Origin of the sequence: Pseudovibrio sp. Ad13 (assembly GCF_001623225.1) — a bacterium.
In the GTDB taxonomy this organism is placed as follows: Bacteria; Pseudomonadota; Alphaproteobacteria; order Rhizobiales; family Stappiaceae; genus Pseudovibrio.
Window position 1 is genome coordinate 1 of the sequence record NZ_LMCC01000036.1, and the last position, 15,973, is coordinate 15,973.

At 49.6% G+C, this 15,973-nt stretch carries 13 protein-coding genes; 11 read left to right on the top strand and 2 right to left on the bottom strand.

Annotated elements, in window-relative coordinates:
* The first annotated feature begins 708 nt into the window (after positions 1 to 708).
* From PsAD13_RS27110 to PsAD13_RS27145, 8 genes are all read left to right on the top strand, one after another.
* Positions 709 to 1,707 (top strand): TRAP transporter substrate-binding protein, encoded by a 999-nt coding sequence (locus PsAD13_RS27110; RefSeq protein ID WP_063320096.1) that lies wholly within the window; start codon positions 709 to 711, stop codon positions 1,705 to 1,707.
* Between the two features lie 71 nt (positions 1,708 to 1,778).
* Positions 1,779 to 2,279, top strand: coding sequence for a TRAP transporter small permease (locus PsAD13_RS27115; protein ID WP_063289662.1), 501 nt, complete (start codon positions 1,779 to 1,781; stop codon positions 2,277 to 2,279).
* Positions 2,276 to 3,559 (top strand): TRAP transporter large permease, encoded by a 1,284-nt coding sequence (locus PsAD13_RS27120; RefSeq protein WP_063320097.1) that lies wholly within the window; start codon positions 2,276 to 2,278, stop codon positions 3,557 to 3,559. Before PsAD13_RS27115 ends, PsAD13_RS27120 begins: the two co-directional genes overlap by 4 nt.
* Before the next feature lie 17 nt (positions 3,560 to 3,576).
* A complete protein-coding gene (locus tag PsAD13_RS27125; RefSeq protein ID WP_082830996.1) occupies positions 3,577 to 4,575 on the top strand; it encodes a C-terminal binding protein in 999 nt (332 codons plus the stop codon).
* Positions 4,576 to 4,593: 18 nt separating this feature from the next.
* Positions 4,594 to 5,265 (top strand): RraA family protein, encoded by a 672-nt coding sequence (locus tag PsAD13_RS27130; protein WP_063320098.1) that lies wholly within the window; start codon positions 4,594 to 4,596, stop codon positions 5,263 to 5,265.
* A gap of 181 nt (positions 5,266 to 5,446) precedes the next feature.
* On the top strand, positions 5,447 to 6,112 hold the full coding sequence (locus tag PsAD13_RS27135; protein ID WP_063320099.1) for a GntR family transcriptional regulator: 666 nt from the start codon (positions 5,447 to 5,449) through the stop codon (positions 6,110 to 6,112).
* A gap of 83 nt (positions 6,113 to 6,195) precedes the next feature.
* Positions 6,196 to 7,104: a 2-dehydro-3-deoxygalactonokinase gene (locus PsAD13_RS27140; RefSeq protein ID WP_084404854.1), complete on the top strand. Its 909-nt coding sequence runs from the start codon at positions 6,196 to 6,198 to the stop codon at positions 7,102 to 7,104.
* A 17-nt stretch (positions 7,105 to 7,121) separates the two neighbouring features.
* Complete coding sequence (locus PsAD13_RS27145) at positions 7,122 to 7,745, top strand: 2-dehydro-3-deoxy-6-phosphogalactonate aldolase (RefSeq protein ID WP_063320100.1); 624 nt, start codon at positions 7,122 to 7,124, stop codon at positions 7,743 to 7,745.
* 393 nt (positions 7,746 to 8,138) lie between these two features.
* Here PsAD13_RS27145 and PsAD13_RS27150 read toward each other — a convergent pair whose 3' ends face one another.
* Positions 8,139 to 9,044 (bottom strand): LysR family transcriptional regulator, encoded by a 906-nt coding sequence (locus PsAD13_RS27150; protein ID WP_063320101.1) that lies wholly within the window; start codon positions 9,042 to 9,044, stop codon positions 8,139 to 8,141.
* Between the two features lie 253 nt (positions 9,045 to 9,297).
* Here PsAD13_RS27150 and PsAD13_RS27155 point away from each other — a divergent pair, with 253 nt between their 5' ends.
* A complete protein-coding gene (locus PsAD13_RS27155) occupies positions 9,298 to 9,963 on the top strand; it encodes a class I SAM-dependent methyltransferase (protein WP_063320105.1) in 666 nt (221 codons plus the stop codon).
* 554 nt (positions 9,964 to 10,517) lie between these two features.
* Here the strand turns inward: PsAD13_RS27155 and PsAD13_RS27160 are convergent.
* A complete protein-coding gene (locus PsAD13_RS27160) occupies positions 10,518 to 11,210 on the bottom strand; it encodes a response regulator transcription factor (RefSeq protein WP_063286986.1) in 693 nt (230 codons plus the stop codon).
* A gap of 163 nt (positions 11,211 to 11,373) precedes the next feature.
* Between PsAD13_RS27160 and PsAD13_RS27165 the strand changes: the two genes are divergently transcribed.
* Both PsAD13_RS27165 and PsAD13_RS27170 read left to right on the top strand, forming a co-directional pair.
* The gene (locus tag PsAD13_RS27165; RefSeq protein WP_193777114.1) at positions 11,374 to 12,798 is read left to right on the top strand and encodes a HAMP domain-containing sensor histidine kinase; all 1,425 of its coding nucleotides are present in this window, start codon (positions 11,374 to 11,376) and stop codon (positions 12,796 to 12,798) included.
* 170 nt (positions 12,799 to 12,968) lie between these two features.
* Complete coding sequence (locus tag PsAD13_RS27170) at positions 12,969 to 15,758, top strand: discoidin domain-containing protein (protein ID WP_063320103.1); 2,790 nt, start codon at positions 12,969 to 12,971, stop codon at positions 15,756 to 15,758.
* Positions 15,759 to 15,973 lie beyond the last annotated feature (215 nt).

Below are 15,973 nucleotides of genomic sequence, written 5' to 3' on the forward strand. Positions count from 1 at the left end.
GTGCTTCGTAAGCGGCCGGTGAAGGTTGTAAAATCACTCCCACTGGTTGAGTTTTGCCTCCAGATCGACGTCCCCCTTGTAGCTGAGAAGTTTGCCGAATGTATTGCAGCGATTAGTTGAGCCCACCGCCAACTGCGGACATTCAAGAGGTTCTCCCTAGAGTTGAAGAAACATCCCGGCGTTCTAGACAAACGAGCTTTGTCAAGAACCCCGCCTCACACCAGTTAAGGCGTGAGAACTGTGCGATTAGCTCATTACCGCGGTCATTTTCCTGAGGGTACGCATCTGCAGGTGCAAAATGACAATAATGTCCCCATTGAGGTCGTTTCAGGTAGGGGCAGAATAGTATGCTAAGTCGAGTGTCTCATCGTTTCAGCCACCCATATTCTCCTGTCAGCAAGATATGAGCCCATCCCAGCGGAGAAATGTGTGCCAGAAGCTCAGGTGGGCAATCCAGGCTATACATTTTGGACCAACGACGTGATCGGGCAATTCTCTCTGGTGGGAATCCCTCACGCGCGTGTTAGTACCTAGGTCTCCTTAACTCACTTATATCTCTAGGACTTTTCTTCCAACGCTTCTCGCGATTGTTTACGCATCTTTTGCTGAGCTAAATTACGTATAAAGACGTATTTTCAAATTCATTGGTATAGTAGTATAGCAATGATGGGTTGCAGGGAGCAGCCAATCAAAATTAGGGAGGACGTCTTGTTTAAGAAGTCTGCAATTTGTCTGGGCGTAGCGTTGTCTGTGGGGCTAGCATTCGGCGCGTCAGCTAAAACCATCATTAAACTTGGGCACGGAACCAACGAACAGTTCCACATGCACAGAGCGATCGAGCATTTCAAAGAGCTGATCGAAACCGGTTCCAAAAACGAACTTGAAGTGCAGATTTTCCCGAATTCTCAACTTGGTCCGGATCGTGAAATGATCGAGAGCGTTCAGACCGGCATTCTGCAAATGGCAGTCTCTCCTTCGGCAATCTTCGCGGGTTGGGATCCTGCGTTTGCTGTGATTGAGCTTCCTTATATGTACGCAAGTAAGCAAATTGCTCTGGATGTCATGAACGGTCCAGCAGGCAAGGATATGCTTAACCGCCTTGATAATCAGGGACTCGTTGGTCTGGGTTACCTCGAGTTGGGTATGCGCAACATTACAAACAATGTGCGCCCGATTGAAAAACCTGAAGACCTGAAGGGCGTTAAGCTGCGCACCATGCAGGTGCCTGCACACGTTGATACCTTCACCGCTCTTGGTGCAAACCCGACTCCAATGAATTTTGGTGAAGTGTACTCAGCGCTGCAACAGGGTGTGATTGATGGTCAGGAAAACCCGATCGCAATCATCGACTCCCAGCGCTTCTATGAGGTGCAAAGCAACCTGTCTCTGACCGGCCACGTCTTTACAGTGTATCTGCCAGTTGTCAGTAAGCCTTTCTTTGATGGGCTGCCGGCAGATCAGCAGCAGCTTATTCGTGATGCTATGGCAAAGACTGCTGACTACCAGCAGGGGCTAGTGAACGCAGAAGAGTCCGAACAGCTAAAGCGCATTGAAGCTTCTGGCGTTAAAGTGATGAACCTTTCCCCAGAACAACGTGCGACCTTCAGCGAAATGACCGAGGGTGTGCGTGCTCAGTACAGAGACACCATTGGTCCTGATGCATACGACGCATGGGTTGAAGCCGTTGCAAAGGCAACAGCTGAGTAAAACTCTGGTTGGAGTGCTTGTCTGAGCACTCCTCCGTCTTCCCCAAAAAATAAGTCCTCGCAGGAGGAAAAATGTCTTACCTCAAATGGCTTAACGCCAATTTGGAACGGGTTCTTATTGCCTCGCTTCTGGCTGGAATGGTATTGCTGATCTCCGCAAATGTGTTCATGCGCTACGTCATGAATGCCTCGCTCTCATGGGGCGAAGAGTTGACCTTGTGGATCTTCGTCTGGTTCATCTGGCTTTCGGTCAGCTATGCGTTTCACCGCAGAGACCATGTGCGCATCACAATCTTCAAAACCGCTCTCAGCGAGCGCAAGCAACTTTGGCTGGAACTGGCCGTAGATCTTGCTGTTCTTGCGTTCCTTTGCGTCCTTTCCGTTGAGTGCATCAAGTTGATCATGGCGCCTTTTGTGGCTCATCAAAAGTCTGTCGTTCTCGGCTTCCCAATCCCCATTCTGTATGCCTCGGCCCCTGTTGGAGCTGTGCTGTCTTCCTTCCGCATTGCTCAGAACATCCTCAAAACCGTTCGCCAACTGGTTGCACCTCATAAAACCGGAGATCTGTCATGATTGCAGGTATCCTCTTTATCAGCCTGGTAATACTGCTGTTCTTCAGCATTCCTATCGGGATTTGCCTTGGCCTTTCCTCCATGATCGTCATGGTGTTTGTCGATGGCACTCCCCCCCTTGTGCTCCTCTCCCGCTCTGTGGTCACGGGCGCTGATTCATTCCCCCTGATTGCGGTGCCACTGTTCATTCTGGCGGGTGACTTGATGCAGCATGGCGGCATGTCACGCCGCTTGGTGTCTTTCTCCAACGCCTTGATTGGGCATATCCGTGCCGGTCTTGCTTATGTGAATGTGCTGGCGTGCGTGTTCTTTGCTGCAATCTCTGGCTCTGCTCCGGCAACTGTTGCGGCGATCGGTTCCAACCTCATCCCAGAGATGGAAAAAGTCGGCTACAAACGCCCGTTCTCAGGCGCTTTGACAGCCTCTGCCGGTATGATTGGCGTGCTTATTCCTCCGAGCATTCCCTTCATCATCTACGGTGTGACTGCTGAAGTCTCCATCGGCAAGCTGTTCCTGGCTGGGATCATTCCTGGTGTTCTGTTTGCGCTCGTCTTCATGAGTACAGCACGTTACCTGCTGCGCAATGACGAGAAGATCGCCCAGTCCACCACGAAGTTTGAACCAGCCAACATCTGGGTCAGCTTTAAAGAAGCCACCTGGTCTTTGCTGGTTCCCGGCATCATTCTTGGTGGCATCTACAGTGGTGTGTTCACCCCGACAGAAGCTGGCGCGGTTGCGGTTGTTTATGCAACGTTTATTGGTCTGTTCCTTTACAAGGATATTGCCTTCAGGGACCTGTTCAACATACTTGCAGAAAGCGCAAAAACCAGTGGCACAATCCTGATCCTTGTTATCATGGCAACCGCCTTTGGTCGCCTGATCACCATCGCTCAGCTGCCTGCCGATCTGGCCCGCTCTCTAACCAGTTTCTCAGATAACCCGATTGTCATCCTGCTGCTGATCAACATCGTACTGCTGATCGTCGGCATGTTCATGGAAACTATTTCCTCGATCATCATCATGACCCCGATCCTGCTGCCGGTTGTGACAGCACTTGGTGTCGATCCGATCGTGTTTGGTGTGATCCTGACAGTTAATCTGGCGATCGGGTTCTGTACCCCTCCTCTTGGCGTCAACCTCTTTGTTGCCAGTGGTATTTCGGGCGTCTCTATCGAGAACCTCAGTAAAGCAATCTTGCCATTCTTTATCGGAATGCTGGTGCTGCTGCTGCTGGTCACTTATGTGCCCGCAATCTCTCTCACTCTTCCGTCGCTTTGGTAAATCAAGGAGTTATAACAATGTCCGAAGCACCCAAAGTCATTATCTCTGACTATGATTACGGTGACTACGAGGTCGAACGCAAGATCCTTGAAGCAGCTGGCGCCCGTGTGGTGGCTTTGCAGGCAAAGTGCGAAGAAGATCTTTTTGAAGAAGCCCGCGACTGCGCGGCAATCATGAACCAGTACGCAAAAGTTGGCGCACGCACCATCGAAAAGATGGAGCAGTGTAAGGTGATTGCCCGCTATGGTGTTGGTGTCGATATTGTTGATGTTGATGCGGCGACCGACAAGGGCATCCTCGTCACCAACGTGCAGGATTACTGCACTGAAGAAGTAGCGGACCATGCAATTTCGCTGTGGCTGACCCTTGTGCGCAAGTTGCAGGACTACAACAAGGCCACCCACTTTGGCATCTGGCGCTGGCAGTCAGGTCAGCCGGTTCATCGCCTGAGAGACCGCACCTTTGGTCTGGTATCCTTTGGCAAGATTGGTCAGGCCATCGCGCAGCGAGCAAAAGCCTTCGGCGTGGAACTGATTGTCTATGATCCGTTCGTGGATGAGACGATCGTGAAAGAACACGGCGGTCGTCTCGTCAACAAAGACGAGCTGCTGGCACAATCTGACTACATCTGCATGCAGGTGCCAATGACACAGCAAACCCGTCACTTCCTGTCGGATGCTGAGTTTGCTGCCATGAAACCGGGGGCCATCGTCATCAACACAGGCCGCGGTCCAACCATCGATAACAAAGCGCTCTACAAAGCATTGACCGAAGGAACGCTGGCAGGTGCTGGTCTGGATGATCCTGAAGAAGAGCCAGCCAAACGCGCGTCCTGGGACCCTGCCGACAATCCTCTGTTCACGCTGCCAAATGTGATCGTGACCCCACACGCAGCTTACTACTCAGAGGAATCCATTCGTCAGGCCCGCGAAACCGCCGCCCGTCAGGTCGCCCTCGTGCTGACCGGCAAGCCTGCCGAATACACCGTCAACCTAGAACGCCTTCAGGCCAAATAAAATCATAAGGAAGCTACAATGCTTAAAGTATTCAACGAGTTCGAGCGTCGCCCAAACCTGCTGGAAAAGTTTGACGAAGTCCTGAAATGCTACTCCGCAACCGCAGTGTTTGCAGATGTGCAGTACCGCACCGGCGTTATGGACAGCGGCATCAAACCTCCGTTCCGCGCAAAGGTCTGTGGTCAGGCGATCACCGCTCAGCTCTCAAAAGGTGATCTGGTTGATCCTTTGAAGGCACTTGAAATGGGTCAGCCGGGCGATGTGATCGTTGTGGATGCAGGCGGTGATGTCAACACCTCCGTATGCGGTGGTCTCATGGGCGGTCTGGCTCAAAACCGCGGCATTCGTGGCATGATCGTGGATGGTGCTGGCCGTGATACGGACGAGCTGGAAGACATCAACTGGCCAATCTGGACCCGTGCGATCACGCCTCGCGGCACACACACCATGTTCTCTGGCCGCAAGGAAGAGCTTTCCATCAACGTGCCAATCCAATGCGGCGGTGTTGTTGTAAAGCCGGGTGACTTCATCGTTGCTGATCTTATGGGCGTCACCGTTGTGCCGCTGGAAAAAGCCGAGGAAGTTGTGAAACTGGCGAAAGAACAGGCGGACCGCGAAGAAGAAACCCGCAAATGGGTGGCTAAAGGAAAGACTGTAGAAGATCTTCTTGCCGAGTTTGGCCGGATCTAATCTGCTTTTGGTCGGGAGTGCTGATTTTCTTTGCAACTCCGGCCATCTACGCCAATTCGTGAAAGAAAACCAAAGAACAGTCCTTGATGACTGTATGTCACCGTCTTATACCCTAGCTTGCGTTTCGTGCCTTTTGCATGAGGACCCACTAACCGATCTCTCTAAGTGAAGTATACACCTAATGGAAGAAACTCTTCGTCCAGTCTCCCTGTCTGATTTGGCAACCACAAAACTGCGTGAGGCCATCATGAAGGGCGTATTCAAACTTGGAGAAGCACTCTCTGAGCAAAAGCTCGCCGAGTATCTGAATATCAGTAAGACCCCGATCCGTCATGCCCTTGCACAAATGCGTGTTGAAGGGCTGGTGGAAGTGTTCCCGCAGCATGGCACCTTTGTGTTCACGCTCAGTGGACTGGATAATGTTGAACTGACAGAGCATCGTGTCATTCTGGAGCGCGCCGCCCTTCAGTTGGCATATGAGCGCAACAAAGTTGAGCTCGTGAAACGGTTGAGTGCAATTCGTGAAGAAATGGTTCCTGCAAAAGAGAAGGATGACATCAGCCGTTACCTGCAATTAGATATCGAGTTCCACCGGGTCATGTTTGACCTTTGCAAGAACCGCTATCTGATCAAAGGCTACAGCCTGATTGAAGCCAAAATAGCTGCGATCCGTACGCATCTGGGGAAGGACGTCATTCAAACAGATAAGTCGTTTGAAGAGCATGGAGCAATGGTAGAGGCACTGGCCCGCGATGATATTGCAGCAGCACTAGACACACTTGGGTTCCACATCGGCCGCTACATACGAACCTTCGACAAGGGCGTATCTGACATCTCCAGCCTTTAGGGCTTATCTCCAGAGGTTTGCTTGCAAGAACAGCAGGCCTCAACTGCCAGGACAATGACTGGTCTTGGCATGTGGAGACACTAATGACGAACGAAAAGGTCGCGGTTCTGATTGCCGTAGACTGGGGCACCAGCTCTTTCAGAGCACGCACGGTCACATCAGATGCACAAGTCATCGACACGATAGCCACATCAGAAGGTATTCTGGCGGCAAAAGATCGCTTCGAACAGGTCCTGAAGACCAATATCACCAAACTTGAAGGATACCGGAGTGATTTGCCGATTATCCTTTCTGGTATGATTGGATCACGCAACGGTTGGCTGGAGGTGCCTTATGCAACCATGCCAACAAGGCCGAGTGCTCTTTCTCAAGATATGGTCTCGATGATGGTTGAGGGCTTGGGTGAGATCTGGTTCATACCAGGCATTATGGCTGTGGGCGAAAATGCCGATGTGATGCGCGGTGAAGAAACCGAGATTTTTGGTGCCATAGAGATGCTTGCGCTGAATAATGCGGCCATGGTTATTCCGGGCACGCATTCCAAGCATGTCTCGGTTCAGGATGGTGCCATCACTGCTTACAAAACCTACCTGACAGGTGACATGTTCCATGCTTTGACCTCAGCATCGATCCTCGGTGCATTTGGAAAGACAACAGCACTGTGTGACTGGTTTGAAGAGGGGGTGCGCATTGGTGCGCGCGAAGGGAAAGCAGGTGCGCTGCTCAACCGTGTGTTCACCGCAAGGTCTCGTGTGCTGGTGGATCAGTTACCAGAAGAAAAAGCAGCGTCTTATCTGAGCGGTATGCTGATTGGTGCCGAGATTGGAGAGCTCCTGCCCTCACAAGAACCAATCTTGATTCTCGGAAATGGTGCACTGCCCGATATGTACAAATGTGCCTTTGAAATCCTTGGGGGCATGTCACGTGTGGTACCGCCCGGCGGCGTTGTTTACGGCGCTGTAGAACTCGCTCAATCCCGAAAACTAATTTGATATCGAAGGAAGCACTGATGTCAAAATTTGAAGATATCTTTTCTAAAGCCCCTGTGGTCGCAATCCTGCGTGGATTAAAACCAGAGGAAGCCATTGATGTTGCATCCGCTTTGATTGAAGGCGGCATCAAAATTATGGAAGTACCGCTCAACTCTCCTGACCCTTTCGACAGCATTGAGCGCATTGCAAAACAGCTGGGTGATGTTGTTTGTGTTGGTGCTGGAACGGTGCTTAAGCCCGCTCAGGTGAACCAGCTGAAAGACTGTGGCGGCGAGTTTGTCGTTGCGCCGAACTTTTCTCTTGAAGTAGGTGCTGCTTCGCAAAAGTACGGTTTAAGCTGGCTACCCGGCATCTACACGCCAACAGAAGCCTTCGCAGCACTGGATGCTGGCGCAGACGGACTGAAACTCTTCCCTGCCGAGCTATGTCCACCGGCAATCATCCGGGCATTTCGTGCTGTTATCCCAAAAGAGATCAAGTTACTCCCCGTTGGCGGCGTAGATGTAAGCAACATCGCAGACTATATGAAAGCGGGAGCCAGCGGTGCCGGCATCGGCTCATCCCTGTTCCGTCCAGGAACAAGACTAGATGCCATTACCGCCCATGCGAAAGCATTGATGGCGAACGTCAAACTCACGTAAATCTTAAACCATCGTAGGTGCCACATTGATGAGCACCTACGATGGTTTATGTGGGTGAGTAATTTTCTTTCATATTGACAATTGCTCCAAATAACAGACATCAGCAGAAAAGAGACACTTGTCAAAAAAGTTACATACTGGCTGCAGCAAATATGCTCCTCGCCTTAGTTTTGAATATTAAAGTTCACATCGAAAAGCTTAATTGCGCACAGGCATTCGCAGGGGTAGAATGTTGTTGCGGGCCACAAGCAGCCACTCAGGTGGTTCCATCATGGGTTGAGCCAGTCTTTGCGGATAAGACTACGCTCTCTCTGGAACGCTCTTCTCGGTATATAATTATGTGGAGCGCCCGATAAGATAAGGGGCATTCAGAGCCCAAATCTATCAATTTTGCTAGCTACGAATTCGCGCGATTTCCCCAAGTTGGTTCGCTAGGAAATCAAACACAGCTCTAATCCGTGGGCTAGTTTGAAGTTCTTTGTGTGTAACAAGCCAAATCGGATATTCAAACGAAGGTGCTTCAGCGAACACCTTCTCCACCATCGGTTCAACTTCGCCCAAGACTTCGGGCAACATTGAAACACCGTGACCAACTTTTACCATTTCCCAGGTGACCATGCTGGAATCTGGTTGAATTGCAAAGTTCTCGGCTCGAAGTGGAATACCAAGGTTATGCATCGAAGCAATCAAGTGTTCCGGATCCGGAACGCCAATAAAGGTGTGGTCAGCGACCTCACGCAATGTGCGAGGTCGCCCTTCTTTGTCAAGATAAGCACATGAAGCGTATAAATTGGCTCGTAAGTCCCCAACGTGCCGCGCAATGAGCTCCGGTTCGGTCGGCTGCATGTGTCGGATAGATATATCTGCCTCACGCCGCATTAGGTTCAGAATATTATTCGACTCTTTTATGCGAATTGTGATGCCCGGCGCACTTTCCCGCAGCGAAGATAGAATGCCTGGCAGTATCGCCGCAGACATAAGATCTGTTGCTGCTAAAGCAACCTCTCCAGATACTTCCTGTGACTGACGATCCGCTACCATGGAAATGAGGGTCGCGGCCTCTCCCATCATTTGTGCATGGTCCAGCAGTTCTTGGCCGGCCGCTGTAAGCGTTTGCCCCCTCACATTACTTTCCAACAAACTTACGCCTAGCGATGCCTCAAGAGCAGACAGTTGCCTACTTATCGTTGGCTGGGTTGTGTTTAGCACACGTGCTGCAGCACTGAATGAGCCCTCTTTGGCGGTTGCTAGAAATGCTCTCAGTTGGTTCCAATCGAAGGATATTGCCTGCCAGTTCATATGTTATCGTATACCAAACCAACAAAAATAGTCAATTTACCTAGCATTGGTGTATACTTATTATACCTATGAAAGGGATGCTTTGTCGCCGGCCGTTTACGGTACGCAATTGAAACCTTCATATGATTGCTCGCCAATCTGGAGAGGATCACACCTCGAAAATTTAACAAAGCTAATGGACACACACAGTTTTATGCCTAGCCGTATCACCGTGAAAACCAACCCAGTTTTTGTAAAACAGATAGATTGCATTATGAGTAAACCGAAAGAATTTTGGGACAAAACCGCCGGCAATTATGACAAAACTGAGGAACGATTTGAGTTCATTCATAGAAGAGTCAGGGAAAACGCAAAAAAACACCTCAAGGATACCGATGTTGTTTTGGATTATGGATGTGGGACAGGCACTACCGCCTGCGAATTTTCCAGCTATGTGAAAGAAATTCACGCGATTGATATCTCGTCGAGAATGGTTGAAATCGCTGAAGATAAAGCGATCACTAGCAACATAGAAAATATAAACTTCGCACAGGGTGACATCTTTGATGAAAGATACCAACAAAGGTCTTTTGACGTAATTCTGGCTTTCAATATGCTGCACACAGTTCCTGATCCCCAGAGAGTTGTGCAGAGAATACTTGAGTTATTGAAGCCTGGGGGATTATTTATTTCTGTTACGCCTTGTTTGGCGGAGAAAATGTCGTTCCTGGTTGGCCTTCAAATTTTACTTATGCGGGTGCTGCTAAAGACTGGAATAATCCCAGTGCCGATAAGAAGGCTGAAAAGTTCCGATTTAGACGAACTGGTTGCGGCCGAGAATTTTCAGATTATTGAAACTGAAAACGTTTATAAAGGAGCGTCCAGTTATTTTTCGGTGGCAAGAAAGACAACCAAATCAGTTGCTGCCGCTAGAAAATGATAATGTCAGCTACGTCCGCACTGGGTACATGGACCCGGCTTAAGTGGGTTGCCGTTCACACCTCAGGCCTGTTGGAAATGCACACAATCGGAAATTGCGAGAACGTTAAACCGATGAGACCCCTGCGCTGAATTTGAGAGTTTGCTGAGACGGGCTAGATTTCATATCAGTGTCAATGTCGGTAATAGACACGTGGCTACACGTCAGGAATGGCTAGAAGTTCGGGCCATGAGCGGACCTTCGGACGTTTCCATCAAGGGTTGAGACCAACTTGGATTGATGATGCCGTGGCCTCTGCTTAGTAGGGCCCAATCATCGATTTTGGGTCTCAGCAAGCTTAAGCAAGTTCCAACACGCCTCTTCTTTCTTTTGAGGGCCTGCACACTGCGATAGAGCATTTTTTCTGGTCTAGAAGGCCAAAGTTTCTGAAAACTTCCTCACATATCTTATCAAAGGCAAATACTTAGTCCCGAGCAAGCTAATCAAGACTTTTAGAAGAGAGGTTGCAATGAGCATCTGATTGGAGATTACGTAAGGCTTACTTTAGCAACTTATCAGTTCTGGAATGTATAACCCTTCCCCCACTCAGTCAGGATGTGCATTGGATTTGAAGGTTCAATTTCGATCTTTCGCCGCAAGCGCTTAATTAGCGTGTCAACAGAACGATCATCCTTGCCAGCGTGCTGTCGAGTTCTGGCAACGGCAAGTATGTCTTCGCGGGAGAAAACAACGCCAGGGCTTTGCGCAAAAAAACGAAGGACTGCTGCTTCACTTTGAGTGAGCGGTACGGTAAGGCCTTTAATGTTGGAAATGCGCCGCAGCTGAAGATCAAATGTCCAATCTCCAATCTGAATTGCAGAAGCCGTATATTGTTGAGTGTGATCTTTACGACGACGTAGCACGGCTCGTGCGCGGGCTAACATCTCCGGAAAAGTGAATGGCTTGACGATGTAGTCATCGGCGCCAATGTCAAGCAACGCAATGATTGTGTCCTGGTCACTGAGTGAACTCATCATAATGATGGCAGCGTCAGACCGCTCTCTGACTTCCCGGCAAAACACTTTGCCAGAGGGGCCGGGCATGACAATGTCAACAAAGCAGAGATCAAACTTTGTCTTGTTCCAAACCTGTCGCGCTTCGGGGACACTTATACACCGATGGGGGGTGTAGCCAGCGCTAACCAAAGCCTTCCCCAACTCTTCTCCGAGGGTGTGATCGTCGTCCACGATCAAAATACTCTCGCTCATCCGGTCTAAACCTTCGATATCCAATTGACTTTGCAACACGCATATATTGTAACATCTGCGTGTCAACTTGTCCCAATGCCGAGATAGATAAATGAAATCAATGAGGTTTTCAGCGCGTCTTACGCTTGGTCAACAACTAATGTTTTTGGTCATTGGGCTGGTATTGGCAGTTCAAGTCGTAAACGTAATTGTATCGCGTGTTGCTGATGTGCAGCTTCTGACAGCTGCTCAAAAAAGCCTTCATCTCACACTGGCTGGTCGGTCTTTCAGTGGTGTCTTAGCCCTGCCAGAAAACCAGCGTGTCCGATATACACAAACCTTATCTAATCTCGCTGTTCATATAGAATGGGGAGTTCCGCGAGCTCTACTTGATGGTGACGAACGGCGCCCAGATATCGAGGCCGAAGCACTTACCTGGTATGGCCGTGCAGGGTTACCCGTCTCAGAAGTCGTTGTGACAGAACGAGGCTTTCCAACTCCTCCTCCTCCCCGCGGAATGGTGGCAGAAGAGACACCTATGTTAGGCCTTGGTGAACCGCCGCGTACTCTTTTGGTAAATGAGCTTGATTGGAAGACGACCCCAAAATGGGTTTTTGAGGAGAAACCGGCACCGTCAAACAATCTTCTGAACTTATTCAGAACCTGGCCACGCGCTGAAGTGTACAGGGTTGCATTGCGCCATGATGCTACAGGCAACTGGCTCACGGTTTATCAGCTCAGGCGCTTACCACCTATCAATGCAGCCTACACGAAGCTTATAACATCGAGTCTGGTTTCTCTTTTAATTGCAGCGGTAGTTTTACTGATTAGTCGGCGTGTTATGGCACCTTTTTGGCACCTTTCTCATCAGGCAGAGCGGCTTGGGCGCGGCGAGACCACTTCCTCTTTGATTGTGCAGGGACCGCGTGATACCCGTGAGATTATCAGGTCTTTCAATCGAATGAATGAGCGCGTTACGCAGGCGGTGGATTATCAGATTGGCCTTTTACGCAGTCTTGCTCATGATCTGAAAGGTCCTTTGGCAGGGATCAAGCAGCTTGTTGATGCCGTTGGTCCGCAAACCACCAGATATCAGATTGAGGCCCGTCTAGATCGCATACAGAGCATTGTTGAATCTATTATGGCTTTTTCTCGTGCGGTGATGCGAGATGGAGACTTCCAGCGTGTAGACCTCACACTTCTGCTGGATGTGGTGATTGAAGAGCGCAGTGAGCTGGGAGATGCAGCTGAAATGACAGACACAGCACCTGTTATCGTGTCATGCCGCGTGAATGCTATCCAAAGGTGCTTATCCAATCTGGTTGAAAATGCTTGCAAGTATGGCAGCACCGCTCATGTGACTGTTTCTAAGGACGGAGATGAAGCGGTTATCACCATTGATGATAATGGCCCAGGCATCCCAGAAGAGGAACTAGATCGTGTGTTCCAGCCTTTCCAGCGCTTGGCGACAGACATACCCGGTAGCGGCTTGGGGTTGGCAATCGTAAAGACAATTGTAACTGACCAAGGTGGTTCCATAGGACTTTTTAACCGCGCTGAAGGCGGGCTGCGCGCTGAGCTTCGCCTTCCACTCTACCGGAAGAATTAATCAGCCTCTCAAACTGTGACAAGTGTTTGTCACAGTTTGTCACGAGACCTCAAATCAGACCCGCGGTATCCATGTAGGAGTCGGACAATTCTGTCCTTAGAAACTCGGCAATACATTCACCTGACATCTGCTCGGACAACGAATGTATGCACTGACACATGGATTAGAAAATGGCAGATACAATCTGGAGCATCGCTGCAAAGAACTCATATCTTGATGGCAGCTACACATTCGGCTGGATCGCAAGAAAGAATAAAAAGGACTCGAACCTTGTAGGCAGTGACCATAATGATTCAGTGACACTGGACTCATTAGCAAGGAGCGGTAGTAGTGTAAAGAAGAACTCGAACCTCCATTATTATGGTAATGAAGGCATAGATACGTTGAGATATCGTGGAGATAATAATTATTCGACTGATCTCAAGATTCTCGATGGAAATACCGTCATTGTCGAAGGGGGCCATTCGAAAGATAGCTCACACATCAATTTCAGCTCCCTGGACGTCACTGCACACAATGTTGAGATCTTCGACTTCAACTACACTGATGACACAGCCGACTTTTACGGTCTGTCTTATGGCGTTACGGCCTATGGGGGCGATGGCAATGACTCGCTGAAAGGCACAATGCATGCTGACAAGCTTTACGGAGGTGACGGAAATGACACGCTCGTCGGTAATGGAGGGGATGATTACATTGATGGCGGAGATGACGCAGATACGATCGAAGGTGGCGCAGGGGCTGATCTGATTTTTGGTGGCAAGGGCAACGATATAATCTGGGGTGGCACATCAGGAATTACAGCAGACAGCGCCAATGAAATGTATGGTGGTGATGGCAATGACACCATACATGGTGCGATCTATGTGCAAACAACACCCAATGTCGATATCATCGCAGACAATATCGACATTGCTTATGGCGGTGCAGGTGACGACATTATCAATGGGTATGATGGGAATGATATTCTTGATGGTGGCACGGGCGCTGATAAAATTTACGGAGGAGAAGGCAACGATATCATCTCCTCAGGCTCGCTCAAAGACCAAGCCGTAAGTGACCAGCTTTGGGGTGGTTCTGGTGCGGATATGTTTATCATTGGCGATGGCAGTACTGACTACACGAGCGATTTTGTTCTCGATATATCAGCAGCTTTTCCTAACAAGGGCAGTGATTGGACATCTATTCTGGATGCAGCAGGCAGCGCAGTGGGGATTATACCGGGCGTGAAAGCAATTGGTTCAGTTGCAAAGACTATAGCTTCTGGCTTTGATGCTTACTACACAGCTACCAACTCATCAAAGACAACCTTTACTATTGATGCAGACTGGGGCGAGACTGCCGAAGCTCAGGTCAGAGACTTTAACCCGTTTGAAGATCATATCATGATCCCAATTGCGGCATCCGAGACTGATCTGAATACCCACTACACCTTCGAGTGGGAGACTGCTAACGATTTGGCATTCACATTACGGGACAACCGTGGAACAGCAGACCGTGAAATCCTTGCCGTCCAATGGGCTGACGACCTTGTAGATTATTTTCCTGACTACATGACCGAAAATGGCAAGGGTGTTACGATCAATAGTGATTTTTTTGATGCGCTCAAAGCAAGTTTGAAGGAAAGCTATGTCAACTACGATGGATCTAAGCTCTACTTCGGAGACGAACTACAGGATCTAGGTGAATGGGTCGGTGAAATGGCCGGTTCCAATCTGGGATTCATGGATGTGGGGGCCTATGCTGGTTGGACGATTTACGACAATGAAGCCCCTAACGACATGTGGATTGGCACCAATCTGAACGACATCCTCGGCGCGTTTGTGCCAGCCGAAGCCAACACAACTGCCCCCAGGGAGGGATATTATTCTGATACGGCGTATTTGTATGGTATGGGGGGCGATGATCTTTTGTTTGGTGGTGCAGGCGATGATGTCATCAATGGCGGCGAGAACCTCGACGGCACCGCCGATAGTGATACTATAGCTTTCTTTGGAGCTGATTCCGTCGACATTGATTTGGGCACAAAGATTTGGAAAGAAAATCTTGGCATCTACTACTCAGTTTCCAGTGCGATCTACTCGATTAAGACCGACAATGAGGGCGGACGTATAACGAAGGTAGATAGCGACAAGTTGTACTTCATCGAAAATGTGATCGGATCAGACGGAAACGATATCATTAAAGGTGATGAAGAGCGAAACATCCTTTCAGGTGCTGGTGGAGATGATGAGTTAACTGGAGGGGGGGGCGCCGACACTTTTGTCTTTGCCGCCAACTCTGGGAAGGACACGATAACCGATCTGGACAAAGCCGATGTGCTCGTTTTCGAAGGATTGTCGGCGTCTGAACGCGATGCATTGATCAACTCTCTATCTGATGAAGGCAATAGCCTCTCGATTGATAGTGACAATTCAGTAACCTGGGAAACAAGCCTCCACAAATCGTCATTCCAAACGAGTATCTCCACCAATGAAGGCGATACGGCAACCTATGACGTAACTGTCGCAGCGGCTCAAGCAGCTGAACGAGCGTATCATGCAGGACTTACAAACCTGACAGACGCGCTGAATGCCAGCGCAGCAGACCAATCAACCAACTACGTCAGCGATGATTACCTCGCATTCGACGTTCTTGATGGTGACGTTGATACAATCAACCACACGGGCAAAAGCGATCCAGCCCCATGGTTGAGCATTGATCTGGGTGAAGATGCTTTGATTGAGTTTATTGATCTTGAGAACCGTCAGGACAACTGGACAAGTTCTCGTCTGACCGGAGCTCACATCGAAGTGTTGGATGATGGCGCAGTGGTCTGGTCATCCTCCGACCTGACTTCCGCACACAACCAGCTGATTGAAGTTGGCGGCATAGTTGGTGACGAAGTTCGCATCGATCATGCGGGTGGGCACTATCTGCACATCGCTGAAATCGATATCTATGGTGATTTCATAGCCTAAGACGGCACAAGGACACGGATCTAAGACGGTCCGTGTCTCTCTTATCTCGGGTGGAGTTGTCATTTATAGTTATGTCTAGGACAGCTGACACCTTTCTGGCCTGTCTTGGTGGGCTTCTTGCTTACTTATCCTGAGTGAAACATGTCTTCTCAACAATCAATTTCACGCCAGCGCCCTATGGTGGCTGAGGCGTTTGCGGCGTCGCGGTCCGGGTA

Excerpts from the sequence above, each read along its gene's own strand:
- PsAD13_RS27115 (WP_063289662.1), top strand. The coding sequence starts at position 1,779 with ATGTCTTACCTCAAATGGCTTAACGCCAATTTGGAACGGGTTCTTATT.
- PsAD13_RS27120 (WP_063320097.1), top strand. The coding sequence starts at position 2,276 with ATGATTGCAGGTATCCTCTTTATCAGCCTGGTAATACTGCTGTTCTTC.
- PsAD13_RS27125 (WP_082830996.1), top strand. The coding sequence starts at position 3,577 with ATGTCCGAAGCACCCAAAGTCATTATCTCTGACTATGATTACGGTGAC.
- PsAD13_RS27130 (WP_063320098.1), top strand. The coding sequence starts at position 4,594 with ATGCTTAAAGTATTCAACGAGTTCGAGCGTCGCCCAAACCTGCTGGAA.
- PsAD13_RS27135 (WP_063320099.1), top strand. The coding sequence starts at position 5,447 with ATGGAAGAAACTCTTCGTCCAGTCTCCCTGTCTGATTTGGCAACCACA.
- PsAD13_RS27140 (WP_084404854.1), top strand. The coding sequence starts at position 6,196 with ATGACGAACGAAAAGGTCGCGGTTCTGATTGCCGTAGACTGGGGCACC.
- PsAD13_RS27145 (WP_063320100.1), top strand. The coding sequence starts at position 7,122 with ATGTCAAAATTTGAAGATATCTTTTCTAAAGCCCCTGTGGTCGCAATC.
- PsAD13_RS27150 (WP_063320101.1), bottom strand. The coding sequence starts at position 9,044 with ATGAACTGGCAGGCAATATCCTTCGATTGGAACCAACTGAGAGCATTT.
- PsAD13_RS27155 (WP_063320105.1), top strand. The coding sequence starts at position 9,298 with ATGAGTAAACCGAAAGAATTTTGGGACAAAACCGCCGGCAATTATGAC.
- PsAD13_RS27160 (WP_063286986.1), bottom strand. The coding sequence starts at position 11,210 with ATGAGCGAGAGTATTTTGATCGTGGACGACGATCACACCCTCGGAGAA.
- PsAD13_RS27170 (WP_063320103.1), top strand. The coding sequence starts at position 12,969 with ATGGCAGATACAATCTGGAGCATCGCTGCAAAGAACTCATATCTTGAT.